The organism is Pseudarthrobacter siccitolerans (assembly GCF_030823375.1).
Lineage (GTDB): Bacteria > Actinomycetota > Actinomycetes > Actinomycetales > Micrococcaceae > Arthrobacter > Arthrobacter siccitolerans_A.
This window is the reverse complement of record NZ_JAUSXB010000001.1, coordinates 4283661-4299950: the sequence shown is the minus strand read 5'-3', so window position 1 is coordinate 4299950 and position 16290 is coordinate 4283661. Positions and strand designations below refer to the sequence as shown.

Annotated in this window: 17 protein-coding genes and 3 tRNA genes; 6 read left to right on the top strand and 14 right to left on the bottom strand. The window is 64.5% G+C overall.

From position 1 onward, the window contains the following. The first annotated feature begins 33 nt into the window (after positions 1-33). The gene (locus QFZ36_RS19935; protein WP_306638856.1) at positions 34-1500 is read left to right on the top strand and encodes a sodium/solute symporter; all 1467 of its coding nucleotides are present in this window, start codon (positions 34-36) and stop codon (positions 1498-1500) included. Positions 1501-1591: 91 nt separating this feature from the next. Beyond that, positions 1592-2281, top strand: coding sequence for a hypothetical protein (locus QFZ36_RS19930; RefSeq protein ID WP_306638855.1), 690 nt, complete (start codon positions 1592-1594; stop codon positions 2279-2281). Between the two features lie 6 nt (positions 2282-2287). Here QFZ36_RS19930 and QFZ36_RS19925 read toward each other — a convergent pair whose 3' ends face one another. The 6 genes from QFZ36_RS19925 to rpsB form a co-directional block, all read right to left on the bottom strand. Beyond that, positions 2288-2872: a DivIVA domain-containing protein gene (locus tag QFZ36_RS19925; RefSeq protein WP_306638854.1), complete on the bottom strand. Its 585-nt coding sequence runs from the start codon at positions 2870-2872 to the stop codon at positions 2288-2290. Between the two features lie 94 nt (positions 2873-2966). After that, on the bottom strand, positions 2967-3890 hold the full coding sequence (locus QFZ36_RS19920; protein ID WP_306638853.1) for a phosphatidate cytidylyltransferase: 924 nt from the start codon (positions 3888-3890) through the stop codon (positions 2967-2969). Next, positions 3890-4447, bottom strand: a complete 558-nt coding sequence (gene frr, locus QFZ36_RS19915; protein ID WP_306638852.1) for a ribosome recycling factor — start codon at positions 4445-4447, stop codon at positions 3890-3892. The genes QFZ36_RS19920 and frr overlap by 1 nt, the downstream gene beginning before the upstream one ends. Positions 4448-4574: 127 nt before the next feature. Next, a complete protein-coding gene (pyrH, locus tag QFZ36_RS19910) occupies positions 4575-5312 on the bottom strand; it encodes a UMP kinase (protein WP_306638851.1) in 738 nt (245 codons plus the stop codon). A 146-nt stretch (positions 5313-5458) separates the two neighbouring features. After that, positions 5459-6295, bottom strand: a complete 837-nt coding sequence (gene tsf / locus QFZ36_RS19905) for a translation elongation factor Ts (protein ID WP_306638850.1) — start codon at positions 6293-6295, stop codon at positions 5459-5461. A 127-nt stretch (positions 6296-6422) separates the two neighbouring features. Then, positions 6423-7310, bottom strand: coding sequence for a 30S ribosomal protein S2 (gene rpsB / locus QFZ36_RS19900; protein ID WP_306638849.1), 888 nt, complete (start codon positions 7308-7310; stop codon positions 6423-6425). Positions 7311-7750: 440 nt separating this feature from the next. Here rpsB and QFZ36_RS19895 point away from each other — a divergent pair, with 440 nt between their 5' ends. Continuing rightward, positions 7751-8131, top strand: a complete 381-nt coding sequence (locus QFZ36_RS19895; protein WP_306638848.1) for a M23 family metallopeptidase — start codon at positions 7751-7753, stop codon at positions 8129-8131. A gap of 36 nt (positions 8132-8167) precedes the next feature. Here the strand turns inward: QFZ36_RS19895 and QFZ36_RS19890 are convergent, their stop codons facing one another. From QFZ36_RS19890 to QFZ36_RS19865, 6 genes are all read right to left on the bottom strand, one after another. Continuing rightward, positions 8168-9355 carry an acyl-CoA dehydrogenase family protein gene (locus tag QFZ36_RS19890; RefSeq protein WP_306638847.1) on the bottom strand — a complete coding sequence of 396 codons (1188 nt, stop codon included), beginning with the start codon at positions 9353-9355 and terminating at the stop codon, positions 8168-8170. 485 nt (positions 9356-9840) lie between these two features. Beyond that, a tRNA-Ile gene (locus QFZ36_RS19885) sits at positions 9841-9914 on the bottom strand. A gap of 74 nt (positions 9915-9988) precedes the next feature. Then, a complete protein-coding gene (locus tag QFZ36_RS19880; RefSeq protein ID WP_306638846.1) occupies positions 9989-11185 on the bottom strand; it encodes a glycosyltransferase in 1197 nt (398 codons plus the stop codon). Between the two features lie 127 nt (positions 11186-11312). Then, a complete protein-coding gene (locus QFZ36_RS19875; protein WP_306638845.1) occupies positions 11313-12221 on the bottom strand; it encodes a DMT family transporter in 909 nt (302 codons plus the stop codon). Beyond that, a complete protein-coding gene (locus QFZ36_RS19870; protein WP_306638844.1) occupies positions 12221-12841 on the bottom strand; it encodes a CDP-alcohol phosphatidyltransferase family protein in 621 nt (206 codons plus the stop codon). The genes QFZ36_RS19875 and QFZ36_RS19870 overlap by 1 nt, the downstream gene beginning before the upstream one ends. A gap of 95 nt (positions 12842-12936) precedes the next feature. Then, on the bottom strand, positions 12937-13791 hold the full coding sequence (locus tag QFZ36_RS19865; RefSeq protein WP_306638843.1) for a phage holin family protein: 855 nt from the start codon (positions 13789-13791) through the stop codon (positions 12937-12939). A 176-nt stretch (positions 13792-13967) separates the two neighbouring features. Here QFZ36_RS19865 and QFZ36_RS19860 point away from each other — a divergent pair, with 176 nt between their 5' ends. From QFZ36_RS19860 to QFZ36_RS19850, 3 genes are all read left to right on the top strand, one after another. Further along, entirely contained in the window at positions 13968-15194 is a 1227-nt protein-coding gene (locus QFZ36_RS19860; protein ID WP_306638841.1) for a multidrug effflux MFS transporter, read from the top strand. Between the two features lie 66 nt (positions 15195-15260). After that, entirely contained in the window at positions 15261-15455 is a 195-nt protein-coding gene (locus QFZ36_RS19855; protein ID WP_306638840.1) for a hypothetical protein, read from the top strand. Positions 15456-15529: 74 nt separating this feature from the next. After that, positions 15530-15937 carry a hypothetical protein gene (locus QFZ36_RS19850; protein ID WP_306638839.1) on the top strand — a complete coding sequence of 136 codons (408 nt, stop codon included), beginning with the start codon at positions 15530-15532 and terminating at the stop codon, positions 15935-15937. A 49-nt stretch (positions 15938-15986) separates the two neighbouring features. Here the strand turns inward: QFZ36_RS19850 and QFZ36_RS19845 are convergent. After that, positions 15987-16062: transfer RNA gene (locus tag QFZ36_RS19845), tRNA-Asn, on the bottom strand. Positions 16063-16186: 124 nt separating this feature from the next. Beyond that, positions 16187-16259, bottom strand: a tRNA-Asn gene (locus QFZ36_RS19840). Between the last annotated feature and the right edge of the window lie 31 nt (positions 16260-16290).

The following is a 16290-nucleotide window of genomic DNA, read 5'->3' as shown; positions in this document are numbered from 1 at the left end:
GGGAATCAAAAAGCTGGGACCGGTGACGGCAGCATGAATCCAGGCGTGGCCATAGCTGCGCTCGCCGTGGTCTCCGTGGCCACAGCGGTGATCGGCTTCTACGGGCTGCGGATCTCCCGCACCACGGGCGATTTCTACGTTGCTTCCCGGACCGTCCGGCCCTGGTGGAATGCCTCGGCAATCGGCGGCGAATACCTCTCCGCCGCAAGCTTCCTGGGCGTTGCCGGGCTCATCCTGCTCTCCGGGACGGACGCGCTGTGGTTTCCCGTGGGCTACACCGCGGGCTACCTGATGCTGCTGCTGTTTGTTGCCGCCCCGCTGCGCCGGTCCGGGGCCTACACCATCCCGGACTTCACTGAGGCCAGACTGGACTCACAGGTTGTCCGGAAGGTCACCAGCCTGGTGGTGGTGCTGGTGGGCTGGCTCTACATCGTGCCGCAGCTCCACGGCGCCGCCCTCACCATCCGGATCACCACCGGACTGCCATCCTGGGTGGGTTCGGTGGCGGTGGTGATCGTTGTTTGCTTGACGGTAGTGGCCGGCGGCATGCGTTCCATCACGTTTGTGCAGGCTTTCCAGTACTGGCTCAAGCTCACCGCCCTGGCCGTTCCCATCCTGTTCATCATCTTCATGTTGGCAGGAAACGGAACACCCGCGCTGTCCCCTCCTGCAGTGAATCCCACCAGCCTGGCCCCTGCCGGGGCCTACCAGAACGTCTCGCTGCTCGTGGCCCTGCTCTTTGGCACCCTCGGACTGCCGCATGTCCTGGTCCGGTTCTACACCAACCCGGACGGGCAATCGGCCCGGCGCACCACGTCGATCGTCCTCGGACTGTTGTCCGTGTTCTACCTGTTTCCCACCGCCTACGGGCTGGTGGCCAGGGTGTTTGCGCCTGGCCTGGCCCGCGCCAACCAGGCCGACGCCATGGTGCTGCTGCTGCCGGGCGAACTCGTCGGCGGTGCGGCCGGGGACCTGCTCTCAGCCCTGGTGGTGGCCGGCGCTTTTGCCGCTTTCCTGTCCACCACCTCCGGCCTGGTGGTGTCCCTGGCCGGGGTCATCAGCCAGGACGTCCTGGGCGGCGAAGTGGGCGGCTTCCGGCTCGCGGCAGTGATCTCCGCCGTCGTACCGCTGGGGTTTGCCTTTATGACCGACTCACTGGCCCTGGCCGGCAGCGTGGGCCTGGTCTTCGCGTTCACCGCCTCCACCGTTTGTCCGGTGCTCCTGCTGGGCATTTGGTGGCGGGGGCTTACCGACGCCGGTGCCATCGCCGGAATGGCGACGGGCGGGATCCTCTGCGGCGGCGCGATGATCGCCGGTGCCCTGATGGGAGCTTCGAACCTTGCGCCCTGGCTGGCCCAGCCGGCTGCGTGGACCGTGCCGGCGGCCTTCGCCGTGATGGTGATCGTCTCGCGAGCCACTGCACACAGACTCCCCAAAACCATGGCCCGGGTCATGACGCGGCTGCACACTCCGGAACGGCCGCTGGCCACCGAACGCTGATCCCGCCGTCGGCCGCCTTCTGCTTTCCCTGCAGGGAGCCCTTTTCCCCGCGTTCCTCGCGCTGCCGCCCGCGATGGGAGAGAATTGCGCCATGTCCATCGAGGACGAAAGCCCGTCCGGCGCACCGGCCGGAATCCCAGCGTCAGTGCGGGCGCAACTGCTGGCCACTGAGCACTGGGGCCTGCTTGCCTCCCGCAGCACCACCCAGAGCGAGGTGCTGACCCGCATCAGCATGTTCCTCACCTTTACCTCAGCCAGCGTGGTGAGCGTGGCACTGGTAGGCCAGGCAACCAAGTTCTCGGAAGCTTTTGTGATGCTTGCCGTGATCGTTCTCTGCATCGACGTGGCCATGGGGTTGCTCACACAGATACGGGTCACGAACGTTGGCCTGGAAGACCTCATGTACGTAACCGCCATGAACCGGCTGCGGGCCGCCTATGTAGATCTGGACCCCGGGGTGGAGCCGTATTTGATGGCGGCTGCCCACGACGACCGCGCCGGAGCCGACCGGACCTATTTCTTTTTCGGAAACCGGAATCCCCGCCTCCACATCGCCGGCAGCAGCATGACGTTTATGATCGCCGTAAACGCGGCCCTGCTGGCCATCCTGTCGGGCTTGCTGATGACGCTCCTTGGCGCAGGGACAGTGGCAGCAGTCATCGTCGGAGCTGTGATCGGGACGGCCTTCCTCACAGGTTGTTCGATTCACGGCTACCTGACCTACATGGAACTCTGGCGCAATTTCACGCCGCTCTCCCCCACGCCGCCCGATAAAGACTGATCGGGGTTAGTCGATGGCCGCCATCAGTTCGACCACCCGGTCCAGGAAAGCGTCCACCTGGGCTTCCTCATATCCATCCTGGCCAACTGCGGGACGGAAGACGGCCCGGCGGACATTGTCCACGCTGAGCGGCTTGTCCTGTTCAAGGTACGCGACAAGTTCGCGGCACAGCCGGTCCACGTCCGCGGTGTTGTAGCTGCGGGCCCTCTTCTTCGCGGGCCGGCGGAACCGCTCACCGTCGGGGCGGTGCAGCCTGCCGCGGAGGATGCCGGACAGGTTTCCGATTTCCCGCAGCCATGCCTCCTCGCCCCGCGCAGCGATCAGCTCGTCCCGTTCGCGGCGGGCGAAGGCGTCCTCGAGGCGGTCCAGTGCCGCATCCACTACGGCGGCGGAGTAGCCGCCCTTGACCGGATCAAAGGAGACGGCCCGGACATCCGAGCTGTTGATGGGGTGCGCCGCGGCTTCGGGGGTTTCAAGGGAAACCCGGGCACGCTGCAGAAACTGGTCCACCTGTTTGGCGTTGTAGCCATATTCGCTGCGCTGTACGCGCTCAAAGGACGCAGGGATCTGCCGATGAATGTCCAATGCCACTTTGATTCCTTCGATGCTCTTTCAGCCGTATCGGTTCTGCCCCAGTCTAGGGGCGCCGGGATCCGGCAAGGATTTGTGTCAGGCCGCGTCCGTGTCAGGCTCCGGCGAGCAGCCCGTACAGGACGAATACCACCGGGGAGGCGAACACAATGGAATCAAGTCGGTCCATGACGCCGCCGTGCCCGGGCAGGATGCTGCTCATGTCCTTGACGCCGAGTTCGCGTTTCACCATAGATTCGGCGAGGTCCCCCGCAGTGGCGGCCGTTACCGTTCCTACCGCCAGGATGATCCCCACCCACCAGGGCTTGTCCAGCACAAAAAGGCTGGCCAGGACGCCGATCAGCATGGCCCCCGCCACCGAGCCGGCGAACCCTTCCCAGGATTTCTTCGGGCTGATCTTCGGGGCCATGGGATGCTTGCCCAGGGACGCGCCCACCAGGTAGCCGAAGGTGTCGTTGGACACCACCAGCAGCAGCATCACCGCCACCTGCCACGCGCCGTCGGGAATGGTCCCGCCCGGCCAGAGCCCCAGCGGGGTGGCGGCTCCCGAGGCATGCAGCGGAAGCGCGGCGAAACTGATGAAGAACGGCACCCAACCCAGGGTGAACACACCGGCGAAGATGCTGTTGGCGGAGCCGGCCGCGCTTTCAACAGACCGCCACAGCAGGACGGCCACGGAGCTCAGCAGCATGGCAAAGAGCAGGCTTTCAATGCCACCGAGGTAGGCGCAGAACGGCATGGCAACCGTACCCGTCATCACCGGCACGATGGGCATCCTGGTGCCGTTCGCTTCCAGGGCACGGTAGATTTCCCACACCCCGAAGACGGCGAATGTAGTGGTGACCGCCACGAACCCCAGCGGGAGGAACAGCAGTCCGCCCAGCACGGCGAACAGCATGGCCAGGCCCACCCCCACCGCGGCCGGCAGGTTCCGCCCGGCCTTTGGTGTTGGGTTGCTTCTGGGCTGCTTCCCCCTTGTGCGCGCCCGTTGTGCGGGGGCCTGCTCTGCCTGGCCCATCAGACTTCGAGCAGCTCTGCTTCCTTGCGCTTAAGCAGCTCGTCGATGCCGTCCACGTGCGCCTTGGTCAGGCCATCCAGTTCCTTTTCGGCCCGGGTGCCCTCGTCCTCGCCGGCCTCGCCGTCCTTGACCAGCCGGTCCAGGGTTTCCTTGGCCTTGCGGCGGATGTTGCGGATGGAAACCTTGGCGTCCTCGCCCTTGGTCTTGACGATCTTGACGTATTCCTTGCGGCGTTCCTTGGTCAGCTCCGGGATGGTGATCCGGATGACGTTGCCGTCGTTGGACGGGTTGGCGCCGACCTCGGAGTCGCTGAGCGCACGCTCGATGTCCCGCAGCGCGGTCTTGTCGAACGGGGTGATCAGGATGGTACGGGCGTCCGGGATGGCGAACGACGCGAGCTGCTGCAGCGGCGTGGGGGAACCGTAGTAGTCCACCAGGACCTTGTTGTAGAGGCCCGGGTTTGCCCGGCCGGTACGGATGGCAGCGAAGTCTTCCTTGGCTACTTCGACAGCCTTGTCCATCTTTTCTTCGGCTTCGAGCAAGGTTTCTTCTATCACGGTCTCTCCTGACGATTCTGGTGCAGTCCGGGGCGCCGGCTCCGTGCACGTGGTTCTCGGTTGCTGTTTCCGTCCCCGGTCCCGGAAGGCAGGGGGCGGAACTGTCCTGAAAACATCCTAGCCGCAGCTAGGCGGTGACCAGCGTGCCGAGCTTTTCGCCCAGGATGGCGCGGGTGACGTTTCCTTCACCCTCCATGCCAAAGACCACCATGGAGAGGTTATTGTCCTTGCACATGGTCATGGCCGTCTGGTCCATCACGCGGATGTCGCGGCGGAGCGCGTCGTCGTAGCTGAGGGTCTCAAGGCGCTCGGCGGTGGGGTCCTTCTTGGGGTCGGCCGTGTACACGGCGTCCACGCCGCTCTTGGCCATCAGGACGACGTCGGCATGGACTTCGAGTGCACGCTGGGCGGCTACGGTGTCGGTGGAGAAGTAGGGCAGCCCGGCCCCTGCACCGAAGATGACCACGCGGCCTTTTTCCATATGCCGGATGGCACGGCGCGGAATGTAGGCTTCGGCCACCTGTCCCATGGTGATGGCGCTCTGGACCCGGGTTTCGACGCCGGCCTGCTCCAGGAAGTCCTGCAGTGCCAGGCAGTTCATCACAGTTCCGAGCATGCCCATGTAGTCGGCCCGGGAGCGGTCCATGCCGCTCTGGGACAGTTCGGCGCCGCGGAAGAAGTTGCCGCCGCCAACCACGATGGCCACTTCCACCTCAGGGACTGCTGCGGCGATCTGCTTGGCGACGTCGCGGACGGTTTCCGGGTCAACGCCCAGCTTCCCGCCGCCGAAAACCTCGCCGGAGAGCTTCAGGAGGACGCGGCGCCGACTTTTCTCTGGCTGCATTACAGTGTTGACGGCTTCCATGATGCCTTCCGGTTGGGGGTCTGAAAAAAGGTTATCGTGCTGGGGCCGATGCTTGGAACCGGCCCGTGGCATGCAACCGGGTGCATGCAAAGCCGGTGCATGCAAAAGGGGCGGCCACCGAAGTGGCCACCCCCTCACAGTTTCGACTAGGAGCCGACGCGGAAGCGCGCGAAAGCGGTTCCCTTGACACCGGCCTCTTCGAGGACCTGTGCCACGGACTTCTTCGCGTCCTTGGCGAATGCCTGGTCAACCAGGACCTCACCCTTGTAGAAGCCCGTCACGCGGCCTTCCACGATCTTGGTGAGTGCAGCTTCGGGCTTGCCCTCGGCCTTGGCGGTCTCTTCGGCGATGCGGCGCTCGGACTCGACCAGGTCGGACGGAACGTCGTCGCGGGTCAGGTAGTTCGGAGCCATGGCGGCGATGTGGACGGCGACGTCGTGTGCTGCGGTGGCAGCGGCTTCGCCGTCACCCGCAACAGCGAACAGCACGCCAACCTGGGCCGGCAGGTCCTTGGAGGTCTTGTGCAGGTAAGCGTCAACCGTGCCACCCTCGATGCGGGAGATCCGGCGGACAACTACCTTTTCACCCAGGATTGCGCCCTCTTCGACGACGACCTCGGAGAGCGGCTTGCCGTCAACTTCGGTGGCGAGCAGGGTCTCAAGATCGGCGGCACCGGACTCAACGGCGATGGCGAGGACCTTGTCGGCCAGCTGGATGAACTTGTCAGCCTTGGCAACGAAGTCGGTTTCGCAGTTGACCTCGATCATGACGCCGACGCCGTTGCTGACCTTGGCGGCCACGAGGCCTTCAGCGGTGGAGCGGCCTTCACGCTTGGTAGCGCCCTTGAGGCCCTTGATGCGGATGATTTCGATGGCCTTCTCGGCGTCACCGTTGGCTTCGTCAAGAGCCTTCTTGACGTCCATCATGCCGGCGCCGGTGCGCTCGCGCAGGGCCTTGATGTCCGCGGCAGTGTAGTTCGCCATGTGAACCCCTCTGTCTAGAAATTTGATGTGGTGTACGGACCGACAGGACGGCAGCCCACCAAAGTGGGCGGCCATCCTGTCAGCAGCTCCGGCTGCGGGCAGCGCGGAGAATCCGGATTTACTTGTGCTACTTGGCGTCTTCGGCGGGAGCCTCGGCAGCAGCCGGGGCTTCCTCGGCGGCCGGAGCAGCTTCTTCGGCAGCCGGAGCAGCTTCTTCAGCGGCCGGGGCAGCGGCGGCTTCTTCAGCCTTGCTGCCTTCGAGGAGCTCGCGCTCCCACTCGGCCAGCGGCTCTTCCGGAGCCTCAGTGGCGCCCGTGCCGCGGTTGTTGCGGGCGATGAGGCCCTCAGCAACGGCGTCGGCAACAACGCGGGTCAGGAGGTTCACGGAGCGGATGGCGTCATCGTTGCCCGGGATCGGGAAGTCGACCTCGTCCGGATCGCAGTTGGTGTCCAGGATGGCCACAACCGGGATGTTCAGCTTCTTGGCCTCATCAACGGCGAGGTGTTCCTTCTTGGTGTCCACGATCCAGAGCACGGACGGTGCCTTGGTCAGGTTGCGGATACCGCCGAGGTTGGACTCGAGCTTGGTGAGTTCACGCCTAAGGAGCAGGAGCTCCTTCTTGGTGTAAGCGGAGCCGGCGACGTCGTCGAAGTCGATCTCTTCGAGTTCCTTCATGCGCTGGATTCGCTTGGCGACGGTCTGGAAGTTGGTCAGCATACCGCCGAGCCAACGCTGGTTCACGTACGGCTGGCCCACGCGGGTTGCCTGCTCGGCAATTGCTTCCTGGGCCTGCTTCTTGGTACCGACGAAGAGTACGGTGCCGCCGTGTGCAACGGTGGCCTTCACGAACTCGTAGGCGCGGTCGATGTAGGACAGCGACTGCTGAAGGTCGATGATGTAGATGCCGTTGCGCTCCGTGAAGATGAAGCGCTTCATCTTCGGGTTCCAACGACGGGTCTGGTGTCCAAAGTGGACGCCGCTGTCAAGCAGCTGGCGCATAGTTACGACGGGCATGCCGACGCTCCTTCCGGCAGGTCATTCATGAGAAACCCCTGGGGCTTCTTACCCTGCCAATAGTTGACGGTTGATTAGCGTGGCCCGGGCGGGCCGTGCTCCTGGCGTCCATCGCGCTTCTCATCAGGACCGTGGTCCTGACCGCAAGAAGCCCGATCCTCGTGGAGGGCTGGACACGCGTAGTCAGCCACTGCTCCCCCACACTCCTGAATGAGATGTGTCGACGCAGGCCGGACAGGGGCATATACCGTTGGGAAAAACCTTTGGGTAGCCGCTGGACGGAAAGCGTTGAGGGCGCAGCAAACTGCTCCATCAAGTGTACTACAGGCACCCGCAGGCGGAGGACATGTGCGGGACATGCACGACGGCGGCACCGCGCCTTATCCACATAGGGGAAGCTGCCCCTGCCGGCAGCTTTTCAACCGGCGCAGGCTGGGCACATGAAACCACCGGCACTGCTTGCGGCCCTGCTCCTGCTGCCCGCATCCCTGGCCCCTACCGGGGAGGTACTGACGCCCGGGCCCCGCGTACAGGTCACCTCGCCGGCGCCGGGCACCGTCAGCTTTGTGGGCGTGGTGGTCGACCGGCCGGTGATCACCATCGACCATGGCAATGGGCTGCGCAGCAGCTTTGAACCAGTGGAGAGTACGTTGGCCGCAGGAAGTGTGGTGGCTGCCGGGCAGCCGATCGGGACGCTCCTTGCCGGCCACTGCGCTGCCGCATCCTGCGTCCACTGGGGTGTCCGGCGCGGTGACGACTACGTCAATCCCCTGCAGTTTGTGATGGACCTGCGGCCATCCATCCTGCTGCCACTGGGCTAAGCCAGCGATAAATCGGCCGGATGCCGGCGATCCCGCTCAGACGATGGCGGAGATCCCGGTGATCGCCCGCCCGGTTACCAGGCTGTTGATCTCGTGGGTGCCTTCGTAGGAGTAGATGGCTTCGGCGTCCGCGAAGATCTTTGCCATCTCGAAGTCGGTCACGATGCCGTTGCCGCCCAAAAGGTTCCGGCCGATGGCCACGCTTTCACGCATCCTGGCTGTGGTGAAGGCCTTGGCCAGAGCGGACTGCTCGTCCTTGGCCTCACCGGCGTCCTCCAGTTGCGACAGCCGCACCATCATGCCCATGGAGCTGACGGAGTTACCCAGCATCTGCACCAGCTGGCTCTGGACCAGCTGGAATGAGGCCAGTGGCCGGCCGAACTGCCGGCGCTCCACGGCATAGCGGCGCGCGACGTCGAAGGCGGCAAGCTGCTGGCCCACGGCCTGCCAGGCGACGCCGAGGCGGGTGACTTTAAGGACTTTGTTGACGTCGCGGAAGCTGTTGGCGTGGGCGAGTTTGTAGAAGTCCGGTACCACCACGTTGTCCAGGGTGATGTCGGCGTTCTGGACCGTCCGGAGGGCAATCTTGTTCTCGATCTTCGCCGCACTGAAGCCCTCCAGCGCGGTGTCCACCAGGAAGCCCTTGACCTTGTTGTCTTCGACGTCGCGAGCATAGATGACCACCCAGTCGGAGAAAGTGGCGTTGCCAATCCAGCGCTTGGCGCCGTTGAGGATCCATGAGTCACCCTCGCGCCGGGCGGTGGTGCGCGTCCCGCCGGCAACGTCCGATCCGCCGAGGGGTTCCGTCAGGCCGAATGCCCCGATTTTTTTCAGCGCGTAGATGTCAGGGAGCCAGGCGTCCTTTTGTTCCTGGGAGGCGAGCGCCTCGATGGAACCGGTGAAGAGTCCGTCGTGCACACCCATAAAGGTGGAGATGGACGCGTCGGCGCGGGTCACCTCGGCGTGCATCAGGCCGGCGAAGAGGCTTGAGTGGCCCTGCCGCCGGACCGGACTGACGAGGTCGATGTCCGCAAGCTTAGGAATCAGATCCATGGGGAATTCACCCCGGTTCCAGCAATCCACCGCGATGGGCCGCACCTCACGGGCCAGGAAGTCCCGGATCTCCGCCAGCCGGTCCTGCTCCTTGGCACTGAGCATTTGCTCGAAGGCATAGAAGTCGCCGTCAGGGTAGGGGAGGTTGAGGCCGGCAGCGGAAGTGGACATGAATACCTCGCAAGTGATCAGCGGTGACCGGGGCTCGCGGAATGAGCACGGTAAGTTACTGCTCAGTAACATACCGCATCTCAGGACCGTATGAAAGGAAAGGTTGAAGGACTGCCCTTGCGCTCCGGACGCCCCATCACCTCCTGCAGCTTTTAGGACAACGCCCTATCAGTTCCTGCGCGGTTCGACGGCGGAACTGCCGCAGCAGGCCGCGCGCCGGAGAGTACCTCCGGGAGATTCCGAAGAATGATGATGCGATCCCCAAGCCGGTGCAGGACGTAACGGACCGATCCCCAATGCAGGACGTAACGGAGCGATCCCCAAATCGTTGCAGGACGTGATGGAGCGCTCCCCAAATCGTTACGGGACGTGATGACGCGTTCCCCAAATCGTTGCGGGACGTGATGGAGCGTTCCCCAACTGGCCTCTGCAACCGAAAAAACCGCGGCCGGCAATGGACGCCGGCCGCGGTTTCCGCGTTGTTGTAGGGCTACTCGGACTTGAACCGAGGACCTTAGGATTATGAGTCCCGCGCTCTAACCAGCTGAGCTATAGCCCCCAAGCCCTGGCCGGCCTCCTCAAAACGGGAGATGCCTGCAGGGCAAAATTACTCTAGCAAACCCGGGAAAGCATTCAGACCACTTTGTCTTCGAAGCCTGCGCCCCGGTACAGGTCCTCGAAGGTCTGCAGGGTGCCTTGGATGCTGTGCGGTTCCACCATCTGCCGGCTGGCCTGGCCCATGACCGCGCGCTGGTCGGCGGGCAGCTCCAGGATCAGGGTGATCTTTTTGGCCAGGTCATCGCTGTCGCCGGGGGTGAACAGGTATCCGTTGTCGCCGTCGCGCACCAGGTGCGGCAAGGCCATGGCGTCTGCGAGTACAACCGGGGTGGACGCTGACATCGCCTCGAGGGTAACCAGCGACTGGAGTTCGGCGGTGCCGGGCATGCAGAAGAGGTCAGCCCGGATGTAGGCCTTCCGCAGTTCCTCGTCGCTGGCGAGGCCCAGGAACTTCACCCGGTCCCCCAGTCCGAGCCGCTGCACGAGGTTTTCGAGGCCGGACCGGACCTCGCCGCCACCTACGATTTCCAGGTGCACCTTCAGCTCGGGGGGCGTCTTGCTCACGGCCTCGATCAGCACGTCCACGTGCTTTTCCTCCGCCAGGCGGCCCACGAACAACACGGTGGGGTGCGCATGCGGCTCGATCTGCTCTCCGGGCTCCAGCTCGTAGGCCGCGGAGTCGATGCCGTTGGACAGCGGAAGGACTTTGCGAAGGAAGGCGTGCTGGTGCATGGCTTTGGCCGCCAGCGGGGTGGGGGTGGTGACCACATCCGCCTGGCCCATGACCTTGCCCATGTCCTTCCAGGAGATGCGCCCGATGATGTTCTTGAACCACTGGGGAAACGGAAGGAACGGGTTGAGGTTTTCCGGCATGAAGTGGTTGGTGGCAACAACGCGGATGCCTCGCCGGACAGCCTCGTAGAGAACGTGCTCGCCGATCATGTAGTGGCTCTGGATGTGCACCACGTCGGGCTGGACGCGGTCGAAGAGGAGGCTGATTTCCTTCTTGATTTCCCAGGGGAGGCAGATCCGGAAGTACTCATGCGTGGGGACGCCGTGGGAGCGGAGCCGGTGGACGGTTGCTTCTGACCGGAACTCTGTGAAGCTCTTCCCGTTGTCGGCACGGCAGGCCAGCACGTGCACGTTGTGGCCGCGGCCGGTCATTCCCTTCGCCAGGCGGTAGCCGAACTGGGCTGCACCGTTGATATGCGGCGGGTAGGTGTCCGCCGCTATCAGGACGGTCAGGGGTTGCTGGTCTGCTGGCGTGGTCACGTGGAGGGCTCCTGATGGTCACGGTGCGGACAGCGGGTACTGACAGCACGGCCGGCCGCGGCTGGCGCCGGGGCCTCGTGTATTGCTGGCTGGAAGGGACTGGCTCGAAGGGTCTGGCTGGAACGGATTACAGGGACGGCTTGCCCGCGGCCCGTCGCGCGTCCTTCTTGCGCTTGGTGACCTCGGGATGGTGCCTGGAAAGGGCGATTACCCCCACGATAGCAAGGGATGCGGCGGTTCCCATGGCAATGGCCATCACGGCTTGCACATCCGGCCGGAGTTCTCCGAGGATGGTGATGCCGATGGCGATGCCCACGATGGGATCAATCACCGTAAGCCCTGCGATCACCAGGTCCGGCGGACCGGTGGAGTAGGCGCTTTGGACAAACCACGATCCGAGGCCGCCCGCGGCGATGATGGCCAGCACCGAGTACCACTGCACGTTCAGCAGGAACAGGCCGTTGGGGTCCAGCAGGTGCTTGCCGATGATCCGGGTCAGCACGGCCACGAAACCAAAGAGGACACCGGCGCCGAGGATGTAGACGAATGCGTTCAGCCGGTGCTTAAACATCACGGCAAGGGTGCCGAAGAGTCCGACGGCGAGGGCCAGCAGCAGCACGATGGTGAGCTCGGCATCGAGGCCTACGTGATGGTTCTCCTGGGTCACGTTAACCGCCAGGAGCACAAAAAGGGCGGAGCCCGTGACGCACGCTGCGATGGCCACGACGGTGGCCCGGTTGATGGTGAGGTCCTGGTCCCTCGCGTTGACGATGGTGGTGATGACCAGCGCGATGGCCCCGATGGGCTGGACAACGGTGAGCGGGGCCGAGACGAGGGCCACCGCGTTCATCGCCATCCCGGCGCACAGCAGCAGGAGGCCGAACACCCAGCGGGGGTTCCTCAGAAGGCGGAGGAATCCGTTCGAACTCAGCGCCAGGCCGCCGGTGTCGGCCTTGACCGCACTCCCCTGGCGCTGCGCGCCGAAGGCCAGGCAGCACGCACCCAGCACCGCAAGCACAACGGCGAGCCAGACCATCAGGTGGTCCCGCCGTCGTCATGAAGCCTTCTGCCCTTGCGCAGGATGGCCCAGAAGTAGTTGTAGGCGGCGATCCAATGGCCGAGCAGTCCAAGGCCCAGCACGATCCATGCCGCGACAAAGAGTTCATCGGACAACCCCGTGTCCAGCCGCGAGAGGACCAGCAGCGGAGTCCCGAGAAGCAGCAGGCCGGTGCGGACCTTGCCCACAACACTGACGGGAAGATCCGGGTGGCCGCCGAAGAAGGACAGTGTCAGTACCAGCAGTATGGCGTCCGGGATGACCAGCGCGGCAAGGTACAGCCAGTGCACGACGCCGGCAATCACCAGTGTGACGGCGACGGCGATCAGCGCCAGGCGGTCGGCGATGGGATCCAGGACGCGGCCGAGCTTGGAGGCCTGGTCGAAGCGGCGGGCCACGTACCCGTCAATCCAGTCCGTGCCGGCCATGACCGCGAGGACAACCACGCCTGCGGCGTACTGTTTCTGCCCCAGGACAAGCCAAATGAACAGCGGTACTCCCATAAACCGCACCACGGTGAGCAGGTTGGGGATGGTGAAGACGCGGTCGTGGTCCACGTGGGGGCGGCCGGGACGGGAGCCGGCACCGATGAATTTCATCCCGTCCCCTTTCCCTTCCTGCTGCGCTCCGGCGTGGATTAGCGAATTTGTGCCTGTGTACTGCCTCCGGCCGCCGGAGGCAGCCCCGTTATGTACTAGTACGTCCGAAGGAGCTTGCGGACCAGCACTACGAACACGGTGCCGGCGGCCGCGAAGGCGGCCAGCGGTTTCCACCGGTTGCCCAGCCCGCCTGTGGATTCAGAAAGAGCGGCCAGCCGGCGCGCGGCGAGGTCTTTGCTCCGGCCGGCAATAACCTGGCCCTCGCGCAGCTTTACCTGCGCGGCACCCAGCAGGAACCGGGCCTGGGTCTTGACGTCGAGCTCATCACCGAGGTCGTCGCGGACCTCGGTGATGTGGTGGCGGCGCTGGCTGAGGCGGCGGGCAAGTTCCGGCTCGGAGGCCTGCGGGAATTCCTTGTTGTGCTCCTCGGCCTTGGCTTCCTTTTCAGCCTTGGCCCGGACAGCTGCCTCCGCCTTGGCAGCCTTGGCAGCTTTTGCTTCAGGGCTCTGGGGGTCCAGAACCGCAGGGTTGAAGGCCGATCCCTCCTTGGCAACGCCGATGTCGTGCTTGATGCCGCGGATGGTCTCCTCCGGCAGCAGCGGCATGGCCTTCTTGAACCTGTTGACGCCGATCAGGCCGCCAATCAGTGCAATGAGCAGGAACGCCGCGGAGACGATCAGGGCGGCCAGCCATGCGGGCATGATGGTGGCGAGGCCCATGATGGCGGCCACGATCAGCCCCACCGCGAGGAAGAGGACGAAGATCAGGGCGACAGCGAGGAAGGCAGCGGCAACTCCGACCTGGACACCTTTGCGCTTAAGCTCGATCTTTGCGAAGGCGATCTCGTCGTTCAGCTGGCGGGGTGCCAGCCGGGAAAGTAGTTTAAGCGTCCCGGGCAGTGCAGCGATGCGCACTCCCTGGCTGGTCCGCCCGCTGTGACGTCCGCTCATCGGTCCCGCCTTACTGTTCATGGTGGATTCGGCTTCCATGTGCTGCGGGAGAGTGCAGCTGCACCGTCCCCGCCCCCAAAACTATCATTCAGGTTCAGGGCCAACTTCGGGGCTTGCCGGACGGCGTGGCCTACAACGCTGCAAAAACCGTTGCCCCGGGCCTAGGATTGATCTCCGTGACCACTCCCAGCAATCCGGGCGATCTGTTGAGCCGCCGCCGCAAACTTCTGTACATTCTCCTTCTCGGCGCCCTGACTGCCCTGGGTCCATTCACGATCGACCTTTACCTTCCTGCCTTCCCGGCCCTGGAGGCCAGCCTGGGCGTCACCGAAGCCCAAGTCCAGCTGACCCTGGCCGGGACCACGGTGGGGTTTGCCCTCGGCCAGCTGGTGGTGGGGCCGTTCAGCGACAAAGTGGGCCGGCGGATGCCGCTGATCCTGGCTACGGGGGTGCACATTGCAGCATCGGTGGGCGCGGCGCTGTCCACGGACATCACCACCCTCGGAATCTTCCGCGTGCTGATGGGTGTGGGCGCTGCAGGCGGCGGTGTGGTGGCCATGGCAATGGTGCGGGACTTGTTTTCGGGGTATGCCATGGTCAAGATGTTTTCCCGGATGTCCCTGGTCAACGGACTGGCACCCATCCTGGCCCCCGTCATCGGTTCACAGCTGCTCCTGGTGATGCCGTGGCCGGGGATCTTCGTGTTTCTTGCCTGCTACGGAACCGTGGTCATCGTCGCTGCCCTGTTCCTGGTACGCGAGACGCTGCCGCCGGAAAAGCGTTCGCAGAACGGCGGCATGACCGCCCGGCAGCGCTACGGGGTCCTTTTCAGCGACCGGATCTTTGTTGGCCTGCTGATGGTGGCCGGCCTGAACTTCGGCGGCCTGTTCACCTACCTTTCAGCCTCGCCGTTCCTGTTCCAGGACGTCTTCGGCTTTTCCGCGCAGGAGTACGGCCTGCTCTTCGGCATCAACTCCCTCGGCATCGTCGCGGGAATCCAGACCAGTTCGCGGCTCATCCGGCGGGTGCCGCCGCAGTGGATCCTTGCCGGCGCCACGGCCTGGATGTTCATGATGGCCCTGCTGATCGTGGTGTTCGACCAGCTGGGGTTCGGCCTCTGGGGCGTCCTGGTTCCGTTGTGGTTCTACATCATGGGTACGGGCTTTATGTTCCCGTGCGTCCAGGTCCTAGCCCTGGCCGGCCATTCAGCCCAGGCCGGAACGGCGGCCTCCCTGCTCGGGTTCTCGACCTTCATGATGGCGGGGATCATCTCCCCCGTGGTCGGGTGGCTGGGCATCACCAGCGCCACCCCGATGGGTGCCGTCCAGGCCGCCTGCATCCTGCTGGCCATCGCGGCCCTGTGGCTGGTGGTCCGGCCCCGGACCGTCCCGGTCATCCACTGACGTGGATCCACTGACGGCCGCTCCAGTGACCGTCGCTCCAGTGACCGATCCATTGGCCTCCCGCTGATGCCGAAGGACCCTGCCAGGCGCAAGCCGCACCGAAACCCCCGGGGACTCTTCCTCGGGGCGGTGCTGGGCGCCGTCGTGGGCTATTTCGCAGGGCGGGCACTCGGCAACCCCGCCATCGGGATTGTGCTGGGCATGCTGGCCGGCTCCGCGTTGCTGCACCGGGTCAACCCCGGCCCCTGGAACCCACACTGAACCTTCTTCAGGTCAGGGTGCCGGATGCCGCGCCGTCTGCCGCTGGATGCCCCTCCCGCGATAAAATGTTGTTCATGCCCAGCTGGCAGGATCAACCACAGCTCCCGGCCGCGTGGCAACGGTGCGATACCGGGATCCTGCCACTGTGGTGGGAGCGGTTGTGTGCCCAGAGCGGCGAGCAGTCAGCGGCCCTTTACGCGGCAGGGCTGTTCACTGAGGACCGCCGCCGGCCGATTGCCCAGTGGTACAACCCCGCCTTCAAGGCAGCGCTCCTCGTGGCCCCTGAGGCCTCCCCCGAGTGGCCCGTGCAGCGGTTCGGCATCTTCTACGCGCCGCCGGAAACAGGATTCGTCCGCGTCCATTCGGCACCCCATGAATGGAACCCGCGCCAGCCGCGGAAGTCACCCACCGAAAAAGAGGCCTTCCTGGCCGCCATCGCGGAGGCAGAGCGTTTCCTGCAGGTGGAAATGGACTTTGTGTGACAGAAAAATCCCCGTTCCTGCCCAAGGCAGGAACGGGGATTTTTTTGTGTGGCTCCTCCTGCTGGACTTGAACCAGCAACCCTTCGATTAACAGTCGAATGCTCTGCCAATTGAGCTAAGGAGGAATGAAGCAGGTATGACATTAGCAAAGGATCCGCACCAAAGTGAAATCGGCGGGTTTGCGGGCTGGATGACTGCTCCGGGGCATAAAAAATCCCCGTTCCGGTGGCCCGGAACGGGGAATGTGCGCTCCTCCTGCTGGACTTGAACCAGCAACCCTTCGATTAACAGTCGAATGCTCTGCCAATTGAGCTAAGGAGGAATGAAGCGGGTATTAGCCTAGCAAACACCCC